12 protein-coding genes are annotated in these 12,739 nt (G+C 71.4%); 6 read left to right on the plus strand and 6 right to left on the minus strand.

Annotated elements, in window-relative coordinates:
- Entirely contained in the window at nucleotides 1–645 is a 645-nt protein-coding gene (locus AB3M34_RS04155) for an HD domain-containing protein (RefSeq protein ID WP_370617824.1), read from the minus strand.
- A 54-nt stretch (nucleotides 646–699) separates the two neighbouring features.
- On the opposite strand from AB3M34_RS04155, the gene AB3M34_RS04160 reads away from it, so the two are divergent.
- The 3 genes from AB3M34_RS04160 to AB3M34_RS04170 are packed head-to-tail and all read left to right on the plus strand — an operon-like array spanning nucleotide 700 to nucleotide 3,892.
- On the plus strand, nucleotides 700–2,055 hold the full coding sequence (locus AB3M34_RS04160; RefSeq protein ID WP_370617825.1) for an FAD-binding oxidoreductase: 1,356 nt from the start codon (nucleotides 700–702) through the stop codon (nucleotides 2,053–2,055).
- 55 nt (nucleotides 2,056–2,110) lie between these two features.
- The gene (locus AB3M34_RS04165) at nucleotides 2,111–3,400 is read left to right on the plus strand and encodes an alpha-hydroxy-acid oxidizing protein (RefSeq protein WP_370617826.1); all 1,290 of its coding nucleotides are present in this window, start codon (nucleotides 2,111–2,113) and stop codon (nucleotides 3,398–3,400) included.
- A gap of 33 nt (nucleotides 3,401–3,433) precedes the next feature.
- The gene (locus AB3M34_RS04170) at nucleotides 3,434–3,892 is read left to right on the plus strand and encodes a hypothetical protein (RefSeq protein ID WP_370617827.1); all 459 of its coding nucleotides are present in this window, start codon (nucleotides 3,434–3,436) and stop codon (nucleotides 3,890–3,892) included.
- On the opposite strand, the gene AB3M34_RS04175 is transcribed toward AB3M34_RS04170, so the two are convergent.
- Complete coding sequence (locus AB3M34_RS04175) at nucleotides 3,889–5,088, minus strand: MFS transporter (protein WP_370617828.1); 1,200 nt, start codon at nucleotides 5,086–5,088, stop codon at nucleotides 3,889–3,891. The genes AB3M34_RS04170 and AB3M34_RS04175 overlap by 4 nt on opposite strands.
- Before the next feature lie 134 nt (nucleotides 5,089–5,222).
- On the opposite strand from AB3M34_RS04175, the gene AB3M34_RS04180 reads away from it, so the two are divergent.
- Entirely contained in the window at nucleotides 5,223–5,804 is a 582-nt protein-coding gene (locus AB3M34_RS04180; RefSeq protein WP_370617829.1) for a hypothetical protein, read from the plus strand.
- A gap of 12 nt (nucleotides 5,805–5,816) precedes the next feature.
- On the opposite strand, the gene AB3M34_RS04185 is transcribed toward AB3M34_RS04180, so the two are convergent.
- From AB3M34_RS04185 to AB3M34_RS04200, 4 genes are all read right to left on the minus strand, one after another.
- The gene (locus AB3M34_RS04185; RefSeq protein ID WP_370617830.1) at nucleotides 5,817–6,527 is read right to left on the minus strand and encodes a sortase domain-bontaining protein; all 711 of its coding nucleotides are present in this window, start codon (nucleotides 6,525–6,527) and stop codon (nucleotides 5,817–5,819) included.
- Between the two features lie 31 nt (nucleotides 6,528–6,558).
- Entirely contained in the window at nucleotides 6,559–7,605 is a 1,047-nt protein-coding gene (locus tag AB3M34_RS04190) for an ornithine cyclodeaminase (protein ID WP_370617831.1), read from the minus strand.
- Nucleotides 7,602–8,477 carry a dimethylargininase gene (ddaH, locus tag AB3M34_RS04195; protein WP_370617832.1) on the minus strand — a complete coding sequence of 292 codons (876 nt, stop codon included), beginning with the start codon at nucleotides 8,475–8,477 and terminating at the stop codon, nucleotides 7,602–7,604. Before ddaH ends, AB3M34_RS04190 begins: the two co-directional genes overlap by 4 nt.
- A 120-nt stretch (nucleotides 8,478–8,597) precedes the next feature.
- A complete protein-coding gene (locus AB3M34_RS04200; protein ID WP_370617833.1) occupies nucleotides 8,598–9,287 on the minus strand; it encodes a GntR family transcriptional regulator in 690 nt (229 codons plus the stop codon).
- A gap of 135 nt (nucleotides 9,288–9,422) precedes the next feature.
- Here AB3M34_RS04200 and AB3M34_RS04205 point away from each other — a divergent pair, with 135 nt between their 5' ends.
- Both AB3M34_RS04205 and AB3M34_RS04210 read left to right on the plus strand, forming a co-directional pair.
- Entirely contained in the window at nucleotides 9,423–10,625 is a 1,203-nt protein-coding gene (locus tag AB3M34_RS04205; RefSeq protein ID WP_370617834.1) for a CaiB/BaiF CoA transferase family protein, read from the plus strand.
- Between the two features lie 25 nt (nucleotides 10,626–10,650).
- Nucleotides 10,651–12,738, plus strand: a complete 2,088-nt coding sequence (locus AB3M34_RS04210) for a hydantoinase/oxoprolinase family protein (RefSeq protein WP_370617835.1) — start codon at nucleotides 10,651–10,653, stop codon at nucleotides 12,736–12,738.
- The last annotated feature ends 1 nt before the right edge of the window (nucleotide 12,739 follow it).

A 12,739-nucleotide genomic window follows, 5' to 3' on the forward strand; every position in this document is an offset into this window, starting at 1 on the left:
TCAGCCCTCGGACGTGCGGATCCAGCCGCGGCGGACGCCCTCGTCCACCATCAGACCCGCTGCGTCGCCGAGTGCGGCGGACGCGGCGACGACGCCGGCCTCGCGGGCTCGGACCCGTGCCTCGGTCGCGCCCGGCATCGACCAGGTCCCGCCACCCGCGAGCCAGTTGAGCAGCATCGGCTGCAAGCGGTCGATCCCCTTGCCGAACCGTGCCTCGGGTGTCGCGCCGGCCTCGAACTCGTCCCACAGCTCCCGGATCTCGCGTGCCTGGTCCGCAGGGAGCAGCGAGAAGAGCCGGTCGGCCGCAGCCTCCTCGCGCGCCTGCTGGTCCAGGACGGCCTGCGGGTCGTAGACAGGGCTGTCGCCGGCGTACACCTCGACCAGGTCGTGCACGACCACGAGCTTCACGGCGTGCCCGACGTCGATCGGGGCGTCCGCGTACTCGGCGAGCAGCACGACCATCAGGGCGAGGTGCCACGAGTGCTCGGCATCGTTCTCGCGCCGGTCCGCGGCAGCCAGCGGCGATGCGCGGAGCACCGTCTTGAGCCGGTCGGCCTCGGCGATGAACGTCAGCTGAGCGGCGAGTCGTTCGTCGATGCCGTCCGGCAGGGGTTGGAGGTCGAGGATCAGCGCGTCGTCTTCCACGCCTCCGACACTCTCACGCGATGAGTTCGGCGCAGGTGGGCGGTCACTCCTGCCATGGGGCGACCAGTCGAGAATGCAGACAAAGGCGAGGCGCGAGAGCCGCGGACGATCCCGGACACCAGGATCCTTCGCCCGGGCGACGACGGGTACGACCGTGCCCGCCAGGTGTGGAACGCGATGGTGGACCACCGGCCGGCGATGATCGTGCGCTGCCGAGACGTCGGCGACGTGGCGGCTGCCGTGCAGACGGCCCGACGCGACGGGCTCGAGATCGGGGTGCGGTCCGGCGGCCACAGCGTCATCGGGCACGCGGTGCCGGACGGCGGCCTGATGATCGACCTGACGCCGATGGGAGGCGTCCGCGTCGACCCGCGACGGCGGCGCGCTTGGGTCCAGGGCGGCGCCCTCCTCGGCGCGCTCGACGCGGCCACCCAGCCGTACGGGCTGGCCACCACGGCCGGCAACGTCTCGCACACCGGTGTGGGCGGGCTGGCCCTCGGCGGCGGGATGGGGTGGCTCGCCCGCCAGTACGGGCTGACCTGCGACAACGTCGTCTCCTTCGAGGTGGTCACGGCGACGGGCGACGTCGTGCGCGCGGCGGCGGATGAGAACCCGGAGCTGTACTGGGGCCTGCGGGGCGGCGGTGGCAACTTCGGGGTGGTGACGGAGTTCGAGCTCCGGCTGCACGACACGGGAACCCGCACGCTGAGCGTCGAGCTCGACTTTCCGGCGGACGAGGCAGCACCGGCCGTCGCGCGTTGGCGCGACCTGAGCGCCATGGCGCCGCGACGGGCGACGTACGCCGCCAGCATCTGGGCGGGGGTGGTCACGCTCGGGTTCGTCTGGATCGGTGATCCCGACGAGGGGCGCGAGCACGCGCGCCAGCTGGAAGCGCTCGGGCACCCTGTCGCCGAGCGCGTCGTCGAGCTGTCGTACGTCGACCTCCAGCGACGCGAGGACAGCGCTGAAGGCCATGCGCTGAGGCGCTACTGGAAGGGTCACTACTTCCGGGACCTCACGGACGCCGCGATCGAGGTGCTCGTCGCCCAGGACCCTTCGGTCGCGTCGAGCCTCCAGGCCTACGGCGGCGCGATCGCCGACGTGCCGGACGACGAGACGGCCTACAGCCAGCGCGGCACGACCTTCGAGTACGTCGCTGCAGTCCGCTGGACGGATCCGGACGAGGACGAGTCGCGCATCGCGGCGGCCCGAGCAGCGGGGGCCCGCCTGGAGCACTTCGCGAGCGGCGTCTATGTCAACGTGCTCAGCGACGACGGCGCGGCCGGCGTGCGAAGGGCGTACCCGCCGGCGAAGCTCGCCCGGCTCACCGCCCTCAAGGACATGTTCGACCCCGACAACGTCTTCCACCTGAACCAGAACATCCCGCCGTCCGCAGCCCCGGCGTCCTGACGTGATCTAGCGTGTTCTCCGGCGCCGGACGGGCGCCGCAGCAGGAGGAGGCGCCATGACCACGACCCCCGCACGAGGTGCCGGCATCGACCGGCTCAATGCGATCTACCGCGCGGGCGTGCTCGGCCGCCGCCCCGCCGTGCCGGCCGACTTCGGTGAGCTCGAGCGGCGTGCCAAGAAGGTGAGCAGCGCCAAGGCGTGGGCGTACGTGGCGGGTGGCGCCGGCGAGGGACGGACCGTCCGCCGCAACCGTGCGGCCTTCGACCAGTGGGCCATCGTCCCCGCGATGGCCTCGGCGCCCGGCGACCGCGATCTCTCCGTCGAGCTTCTCGGCGCCCGGCACGCGAGCCCGCTCCTGCTCGCGCCGGTCGGTGCCGCGGCGCTCATGAAGGACGACAGCGACCTCCACATCGCTCGCGCCGCCGCGGCGACCGCCAGCACGTACGTCATGTCCAACCAGGGCTGCAGCCCGATGGAGGAGTGCGCCGCCGAGATGGGCGACGCGTCCCGGTGGTTCCAGCTCTACTGGAGCAAGGACGAGGGGCTCGTCGACAGTCTGATCCAGCGCGCCGAGGCGATCGGCGCCGGTGCCCTCGTGGTCACCCTCGACACCACCGTCCTCGGCTGGCGTCCGCAGGACCTCAACCTCGGCTCGCTCCCCTTCAGCCGGGGCATCGGGATCGCGCAGTACACCTCCGACCCGCGGTTCCAGGAGATCGTGCGCGAGCGGCTGGCGTCGCCGTCCGAGAAACCGTCCGTCGAGGTCACGCTCGGCGCCGTCCGCACCCTGCTCGACATGTCGCGCAACCACCCCGGCGACTTCTGGGACAACGTCCGCTCACCGCAGCCCCGCGCGTCCGTCGAGACGTTCCTCGACATCTACTCCAACCCCGGCCTCAGCTGGGACCACCTGGCCACCCTGCGCGAGCGGACGTCGCTGCCGGTGGTGCTCAAAGGGATCCTGCGTCCCGACGACGCTCGCCGCGCACTCGAGCTCGGCGTCGACGCGATCGTGGTGTCCAACCACGGCGGACGCCAGATCGACTCCTCGATCGCCTCGCTCGACGCGCTGCTGGACGTCCGCGCGGAGATCGGGCCCGAGCCGACCGTGCTGCTGGACAGCGGCATCAGGACCGGAGCCGACGTCTTCACCGCACTCGCGCTCGGGGCGGACGCCGTGCTGCTGGGCAGGCCGTACGTCTACGGCCTCGCGCTCGCGGGTCAGCGCGGTGTCGAGGACGTCATCCGCAACGTCGTCGCCGAGCTCGACCTCACGATGGCGCTCAGCGGGACGAGAGACGTGGGCTCGATCGGTCGCGGTCACGTGGTCGAGTCACGCTCCTGAGCTGCCGGCGGAGCGTCACCCTATGCTCCCCGCATGGCCCACGTCAGCACGTTCACGATCGAGATGCGCAGTGAGCGTGGGCGTGACCTCGCCGTCCTCCACGCCGACGGCGTCCCGATCGCCCGGCTCCTCGACGGACACGAGCCCCTGCCCGCCGACGAGGTCCTTGCCACCGGTGCGCTGCTGCCGGCCGACCCGCCGCGCAGGATCGCGCTGTACGAGTGTGCGTGCGGCGGCGGCGTCGGCTGCGGCAACGTCTCGTGGGTGATCAGCGAACGCCACGGTCGCGTGCGCTGGAAGGATGCTGCCTCGGCATCCTGGTACGCCGGGGCGCTCCCCCCGGAGGCTGATCTCGACGAGTTCGAGCTGGCGGTGAGGCCGAGCCCCTTGGACCTCCCGGATCTCGCCTTCGCGGCCGAGCAGTACCACGCCGAGATCCAACGCGTCGTGGCCGACGTGGAGTGGCGGCACCTCCGCCCAGGGGATCGTTAGACGCGTCGCCGTCCGTCCAGGACACCCGCGAGCGCGACCAACGTGATGCCCGCAAGAGGAACGGCGAGCAGGCCGACCCGCAGGCTCGTCGCGTCGGCGACGAGACCCACGATCGGCGGCGACGCGAGGAAGCCGATGCGCATGAGCCACGTGAGCAGGGTGAGGCCGCTGCCGGCCTTGAAGCCGGGCAGCTCGTCCGCCGCGTGCATCGCGGCCGGGATGACGGTCGCCACACCGAAGCCGGCGGCCGCGAAGCCGGCGATGGTCCCCGGCACGGTCGGGAAGGCGAGCGCAGCCCCCATGCCGGAGGCCGTGATCAGGCCACCCACGCGGACGACCGCTCGCTGCCCGAACCGGTCGACGAGACGGTCGCCCAGCACACGGCCGACGAACTGCGCGCCGACCAGCGCGACGTACCCGAACGCCGCGATCGAGGCCGCCGCGCCGAGCGAGTCGTTGAGGTAGACCGCAGCCCACGTGCTGCCCGCGTCCTCGACGAGAGCGCCGGCGATGCCCAGGAGCACGAGGGCGCCGAGGACGAGGATCGTCCGAGGGGTCGGCCCGCCGGAGCGGTTGACGCGTCGCGCAGGGGTGCCGTCGGGCTCCACGTCCTCGACCGGGTCGGCTTCGGGGCCGCGCAGCAGGAACGGGAACGCAGCGATCGCGACGAGGGAGAACAGCGCCGACGACAGACCGAGGTGCACCGCGGTCGAGAGCCCCAGCGCGACCGCGCCCGCCCCCATCAAGCCACCGAGCACCGCGCCCGCCGACCAGACGGCGTGGAAGGCGTTGAGGATCGACCGCCCGTACCGGCGCTGGACGCGCAGTCCGTGCGCGTTCTGGGCGACGTCGGTGATCGCGTCCATGGCGCCGAGCACGAACAGTCCGGCAGCGAACGCACCGAGCGTCGGGGCGACGCCGATCATGAACGCGCCGAGGCCGGTGAGGATCGTGCCGACGACCGCCACCCGCGACGAGCGGAAGCGGCGGATCAGCACCCCTGCGGCCAGCCCGGCCACCAGCGCACCGACCGGGAGCGCGGCGATCGCGAATCCGTACGAGGCGTTGGTCAGGTCCAGGTCGGCCTTGATCTCCGGATAGCGGGGGAGGACGTTCGCGAAGATCGCGCCGTTGGTCAGGAAAAGCACGGCCACGGCGACCCGCGCACGGCGGAGCGTCTGGTCGGGGGAGGTCACCAGACGACGCTAGTCGATGACCGTCAGGCGTACGACGCCGCGTACTGCACGGCGGAATGGACAGGAACCCCAGGATCTCGGACACGACCCGTCGCGCGGGGTCCTGGTCGGTGGGACGTTCGTACCGTCGTCGCATGCCCAGTGCGACCGAGGGACGAGAGACCGGAACCGGGCGGCGTGGCCGTGCGCCTTGGCTCGTGAGGCGGTGGCCGACCATGCTCGGCGTCGCGACCGGCGCGTACATCGTGTCCGACATGACCGAGGGGTCGGAGGCCGCGCTCGTCCTCGTCGTTGCGGCGCTGGGATACATCGCGACCGCGGTCCTCGACCGGCAGGGCCTGATCTGGGCGGTCGTCGCGGCCGAGATGGTCGCGGTCGTGGTCCTGCGGGTCGTCGACGTCGACCCCGTCCCGGTGCTGGCGGTCGTCGCCGTCGCCCTGGCACTTCTCGGCGCCGTACGACACCGGTGGGGGCCGTCGCGCTTCGAGCGGCTGTACCCCTGGTTCACCGCCCTCTTCCTCGTCGCCGGACTCGTCGGTGCGTACGCCGACCCCGTGCTCGCGGCCACGATCGTCGGCACCGCGCTGATCGGGCACGCCGTCTGGGACGCTGTCCACTGGCACGAGGACGCCGTCGTGAGCCGGGCGTTCGCCGAGTGGTGCGGCACGCTCGACCTGCTGCTCGGGGTCGGCGTCCTGGTGATCGTGCTCGGGTGACGACGGCGACGGTCAGGCCGGTTCGGTGCGGACGAGGACCCCGATCTTGTCGATGCGGTGCTCGGGGTTGTCGAACTCGTCGGCCCAGAAGTTCCCCCGCGCATGGTCCTCGGGCGTGGCGCAGGTCGAGAGCGTGATGTACGCGCGGTCGGGCGTGCGACCGGGCTGACCCGGGACGGCAGCGCGCTGCTCGCTGAGCGAGCGGGCCGACCGGAACGAGGTCGACCGCGTACGCACGATCTCGTACGTCCACCGCGTCCCCCCGGCGCTCACGTGCACGCGATCGCCGCGCCGCAGCTCGGGCAGGTCGAGGAAGGCCCGTGTCGACGAGAGCCGGTGCGCGGTGACCTGGTAGTTGCCGACACCGCCGGGTCCGGAACCTCCACGAGGTCCGTGCGGACTGGCGGCCCGCCCGCGGTTCTGGATCCGTGTGCCGGCAGCGTCGTCGGTCCTGCCGCGGTACGCGACGACACGCAGGTCCTCGACCCCGAGGGACGGGATGTCGAGGAGCGCGTCGCGATGAGGGGCGGGATGCACCGCGACGGGCTCAGGTGACCGGGTGGTCACCGCGGTGGTCGGTGCCGGTGTCGGCGACGTGGGGGCAGGACGTGACGAGCTGCTCTCGGCGGGTGGCTCGGGCGCACGTTCGACAGGCGGGCCGCCACACCCTGCGACCAGCAAGGCGATGGCGCCCGCCACACCGAGAGCCGCGCGACGGACCATCTCTCGACGGTACCCGCGCGGGTGTGGCGACCTAGTGCGCGACGAGCGTCTCAGCCCGCACGGGAGCGACCATCGCGAAGAGGTTCTTGGGGTCGCTCGGCTCGGCGACGAGGTCGAGCGACGCCTCGTACGAGGTGCCGCGCACGGCGTCGCGGACGAAACGCAGCGCCATGAAGTCCTCGATCGCGAACCCGACGGAGTCGAAGACGGTGATCTCGTCGATCGACGCGCGTCCGGGTGCGTCGCCGGCGACCACGCGCCACAGCTCGGTGACCTCGAACTCCGGACCGAACGCCTGGATCTCGCCCTCGACACGGGTCTGCTCGGGGTACTCGACGAAGACCGTGGCCCGCTCGAGGATCGCCTGGTCGAGCTCGGTCTTGCCGGGGCAGTCGCCGCCGATCGCGTTGATGTGGACGCCGGGAACGACGTCGACGTCACGCAGGACGGTGGCGTTCGTCTTGTCGGCGGTGCAGGTCGTGATCACGTCCGCTCCGAGGACGGCGTCCGCGGCGCTGGTGGCGACGGTGATCTCGAATCCGAGCGGCTCGAGGTTGCGGACCAGCTTGGCCATCGCCGCCGGGTCCGTGTCCCACACGTGCAGCCTGCTGATGCCCAGAGCGGCGCGGAACCCGAGCGCCTGGAACTCGGCCTGCGAGCCGGTGCCGATCATTGCCATCGTCGTCGCGTCCGGACGGGCGAGCCAGCGTGCGGCCATCGCCGAGGTGGCCGCCGTACGGAGGGCGGTGAGGAGCGTCATCTCGGCGACGAACGTCGGGTAGCCGTTGTGGACCTGTGCGAGGACTCCGAACGCCGTCACCGTCTGGAAGCCCCGCAGCGGGTTCCTGGGGTGCCCGTTCACGTACTTGAAGCCGTACTCGTCGCCGTCGCTCGTGGGCATCAGCTCCATCACGCCCTCGACGGAGTGAACGGCGTGGCGGGGCGACTTGTCGAACACCGGCCAGCGGCGGAAGTCGTCCTCCAGGGCGGTGACCATCTCGCCGATGATGCGCTCGGCACCCTGCTCGGAGATCCAGCGGCTCATGTGGGGGACGTCGACGAACGAGACGGTGGTCATGCTCGTACCTCCAGAGTGCAGCACTTGACGCTTCCGCCGCCCTTGAGCAGCTCGCTCAGGTCGACGCCGACAGGGTTGAAGCCGCGCTCGCGCAGCCGCTCGTGCAGGCGGACCGCCTTGTCCGTGAGGACCACGTTGTGGCCGTCCGAGACGGCGTTCAGGCCGAGGACCTCGGCGTCGGCGTCGGTCGCGACGATCGCGTCCGGGAACAGCTGGCGCAGGACCGCGTTGCTCTGCGCGCTGAACGCCGGCGGGTAGTACGCGATCGTGCGGTCGTCGAGGGCCGCGAGCGCGGTGTCGAGGTGGTAGAAGCGCGGGTCGACCAGCTGGAGCGAGATGACCGGAGCGCCGAAGAACTCCCGAGCCTCGTGGTGCGCAGCGACCGACGTCCGGAAGCCCGTCCCGGCGAGGATGATCCGGCCGACGACGAGGAAGTCGCCCTCACCCTCGTTCGTGGACTCGGCCTGGATCGTCGGACGGAAGCCGGCGTCCTCGAACCACGCCTGGTACGCCGCGCCCTCGGGCTGGCGCTCGGCGAAGGTGAACCGGGCCGCCATCGCCCTGCCCTCGAAGACCACGCCACCGTTCGCGGCGTAGACCATGTCGGGGAGGCCTTCGACCGGGTGGATGAGATCGACCTGGTGACCAAGCACCTCGTACGTCGAGCGCAGCAGCTCCCACTGCGCGATCGCGAGAGCCGTGTCGACCGGCTTGCTCGGGTCCATCCACGGGTTGATCGCGTACGTGACGTCGAAGTGCTCGGGGCGGCACATGAGGAAGCGGCGAGGCGACGCGTCCCGCTGTGTCGTCCGTGGCGCCGTACGCTCGTGGGTCGCCGAATCGGGCGCGAGAGCGCCCGTGGTGATCGTCATCCATACCTCCGTGCCGTGCGGTGACTCGAACGTATGTCGACAAGCGTTGCGCGCCGAGGGCGAATCGTTGCGAAGATCGACTCAAGAACTGCGATGTGTTGTGAGGCAGGCGCGGAAACTTCAGTCGTCTGGAGGCGAGTCAGCCAGGGCGCCGAGGGTCGGCAACCGCTCGCGCAGCGATATCCAGCCGTGGCGGATGTGCGACCGCATCGCGGACTCGGCCCAGTCGGCGTCGCCGGCTCGCAGGGCCTCGACGATTTCGTGGTGCTGGGCGAGGCTGCGTGCCAGGGCCGTCGGCGTGTAGTGCGCGAAGGTGCTCTGGACGAGGGGGACCTGCACGATCGATGCGAGCAGGGAGCGCAGTCGATCGCTGCCCGATGCGATGACGATCGCGGTGTGGAAGCGGTTGTTGAGCGCGGTCAGCGCCTCGGGGTCCCGTCGGGGGTCGGCGGCCCGGTCCATCGCCGTAGCCAGCTCGTCCAGCGCGTCGAGGTCGAGCGCCTCCGACATCGCGGCGAGGCGAGCACCGAAGGGCTCGAGCAGTCCGCGGATCGTGAAGATCTCCTCGAGGTCGTCGACGCTCCAGCTCAGGACCTGAACCCCGCGGTGCCGCTCGTGGCGGACAAGCCCGTCGGCAGCGAGCCGACGCAACGCCTCGCGGACGGGGGTGCGGCTGACGCCGATCTCGCTCGCCAGGTCCTCCTCGCGCAGCCACTCCCCGCCGAACCGGCGCCCGGAGAGGATCTGCGCACGGATCTCCTCGTACACCCCTTCGGCGGTGATCCCGCCGTCCGGGGCCCTCGTCGTCATGGTCTCGGAGAGTAGCATCCGCGAACCTGGCAATTGCATACAATCTTCGCGCTCGGCCCTTGACCCGCATCCGGCTGGAGCCTAGGTTCGCAGAAATTCGTCTCGCGTTTGTATACGAGAGCGGGGTCCTGATACGTGGCTGCTCCTTCCGCACCGCTGTCCGACGTCCGGGTCGTCGAGATGGGGCAGCTCCTTGCGGGCCCGTTCTGCGGCCAGCTCCTCGGCGACTTCGGAGCGGACGTCATCAAGGTCGAGGATCCGCGGCACGGAGACCCCATGCGGCAGTGGGGTCGCGAGAAGCCGTACGGGAAGTCCCTGTGGTGGCCGGTCGTCGCGCGCAACAAGCGCTCGGTGACGGCCGACCTGCGCGACGCACGCGGGCAGGACGTCGTCCGCGACCTGCTCACGCACGCCGACGTGCTCGTCGAGAACTTCCGCCCCGGGACGCTCGAACGCTGGGGCCTCTCGCCCGAGTCGCTCTGGGAGATCAACCCCGGGCTGGTCGTCACCCGCGTCACCGGCTTCGGTCAGAGCGGTCCGTACGCCGCCCGCGCCGGTTACGGCTCGATCGGCGAGGCGATGGGAGGCATCCGCTACGTGACCGGTGACCCGGACAAGCCGCCCGCACGCACCGGCGTCTCGCTCGGCGACTCCCTCGCAGCGACCTTCGCGTGCGTCGGGACGCTGGTGGCGCTGCACTCCCGCGAGCGCACCGGACGCGGCCAGGTCGTCGACGCCGCCATCTACGAGTCGGTGCTGGCGCTGATGGAGTCGATGGTCCCGGAGTGGCAGATCGCGGGCTACCAGCGGGAGCGCACCGGCACCGTCCTCCCGAACGTGTCGCCGAGCAACGTCTACCCGACGCGCGACGGCGAGACGATCCTGATCGCCGCCAACCAGGACACCGTCTTCCGACGGCTGGCCGACGTGATGGGGCAGCCCGACCTGGCCGAGGACGACCGGTACGCGACCCACGGCGCGCGCGGTGCCTCGATGGACGAGCTCGACGCCCTGATCGCGCGGTGGACCGCACAGATCGACGCCGAGGACCTGCTGGAGCGGCTGAACGACGGGGGAGTGCCTGCCGGCCGGATCTATCGCGCCCGCGACATGCTCGACGACCCGCACTTCGCCGCCCGCGAGGCGATCGTCCGTCTCCAGCATCCCGACCTCGGCGAGTTCGCGGTGCAGAACGTGGCACCCAAGCTCTCGGAGACGCCCGGGTCCGTGCGCCACCTCGGGCCGGAGCTCGGCGAGCACAACGACGACGTCTACCGAGACCTGCTCGGGATGGACGATGACCAGCTCACCACGCTGCGCGAGGCAGGCGTGATCTGAGAACCGTGTGACCTAGGAGGACACCATGACCTATCGGCTCGGTGTGGACGTCGGAGGCACGTTCACCGACATCCTGCTCGTCGACGAGAGCTCGGGCGAGACCTATCGGGCGAAGACGCCGTCGACGCCGCACGACCAGTCGATCGGCGTCCTCCGGGGCATCATGCAGGCCTGCGCGGCCGCCGACATCGGGCTCGAGGAGGTCGGTGACGTCATGCACGGCACCACGGTCGCGACGAACGCGATCCTCGAGGGCAAAGGGGCGCGCGTCGGGCTGGTGACGACCCGCGGGTTCCGGCAGGTGCTGCAGATCGCGCGGTCGTTCGTCCCCGGCGGTCTCGCCGGCTGGATCATCTGGCCCAAGCCCGAGCCGCTCGCCGCGCTGGAGGACACCGTCGAGGTCGGCGGACGCATCGCCAGCGACGGCTCGGTCGTCGAGGACCTCGACGAGGACGACGTCCGCGCCGCGCTCGAGAAGCTGGCCGCGCAGGGGGTCGAGGCGCTGAGCATCAGCCTCATCAACTCCTATGCCAACCCTGAGCACGAGCGCCGGGTGGCCAAGGTGGCCACGGAGGTGATGGGCGACCTCACGGTGTCGGTGTCCTCGTCGGTCCTGCCCGAGCTGCGCGAGTACGAGCGCACCCTCACCACGGTCGCCAACGCGTACGTGCAGCCGCGCGTCGCCCGCTACATCGCCAACCTCGGTGAGCAGCTCGCCGAGTCAGGCGTCGGTGGCAGGCTCTACATCCTGCGCAGCGACGGAGGGCTCGCCTCGGCGGCGACCGCAGCCGACAACCCCGTCTCGCTGCTGCTGTCGGGACCGGCCGGTGGGGTGAGCGGTGCGGCGTGGGTGGCCGAGCAGGCGGGGTTCGCCGACTTCCTCACCTTCGACATGGGGGGCACCTCGACCGATGTCGCGCTCGTCCAGAACCGGATTCCTCGGATCGGGCGTGAGACGAAGGTCGGTGACCTGACGGTGCGTGCGACCTCGGTCGACGTGCGGACCGTCGGCGCCGGCGGCGGGTCGATCGCGCACGTGCCACCGCTGACGCAGGCGCTGAGGGTAGGCCCGCAGTCGGCGGGGGCGGTGCCCGGACCTGCTGCGTACGGGCAGGGCGGCGCGGAGCCGACGGTCACGGACGCCAACGTCGTCCTCGGCTACCTCCCGACCTCGTTGGCCGGCGGCGAGGTGACCCTGGACCGGGACGCCGCGAGGGCCGCGGTGCAGACCATCGTGGAGGCGACCGACCTCGGCAGCGTCGAGCAGGCCGCCGAGGGGATCGTCGACATCGTCAACGAGAACATGCTGGGCGCGCTGCGGCTCGTCTCCGTGCAGCAGGGGTTCGACCCGCGCGACTTCGCGCTGGTCGCGTTCGGTGGCGCCGGCCCGCTCCACGCGAACGCGCTCGGCCGGCTGACCGGAGCATGGCCGGTCATCATCCCGCCGTCGCCCGGCGTGCTCTGTGCGTACGGCGACGCGACCACGAGCATGCGCGACGAGGCGGTCCGTACGCTGATGCGCCCGTTCTCCAGCCTCGACGACGACGCGCTGCGCGGCCAGCTCGTCGAGCTCGCCGACGACGCGAGGGCCTCGCTGATCCGAGACGGTCTGAGCGAGTCCGACCTGACCGTCACCTACGCGGCAGACCTCCGGTACCACGGGCAGGGCTTCGAGATCCCGGTGACGGTCGACGCCGCGACGTTCGACGGGAGCGGAGGAGGCCTGGCCTCGTTGCGCGCAGCGTTCGACGCGGAGCACGAACGGCTCTTCTCCTTCCTGCTCGACAACGAGCACGAGATCGTCACCGTGCGGGCGACGGCGAGCGGTCCCCGTCCTGACGTCGCAGCCCCGGTCCTCGCCGCCGGTGGCGAGGATGCCTCCGGTGCTCGAGTCGGAACGGAGAGCATCTGGGTCGACGGCGCGGCGGTCGACGCCGGCGTCTACCAGCGTGACGAGCTGCTGGCCGGCAACGTCGTGGCGGGCCCGGCGGTGATCACCGAGATGGACTCCACGACTCTCGTTCTCCCCGGGCACGCCGCCACGGTGCACCCGAGCGGGAGCCTTCTCATCCGACCCATCGACCACAGCGCCGGCGACGGCGCGGAGGGCTGAG

The sequence above is a fragment of the Mumia sp. Pv4-285 genome, from assembly GCF_041320275.1.
In the GTDB taxonomy this organism is placed as follows: Bacteria; Actinomycetota; Actinomycetes; order Propionibacteriales; family Nocardioidaceae; genus Mumia; species Mumia qirimensis.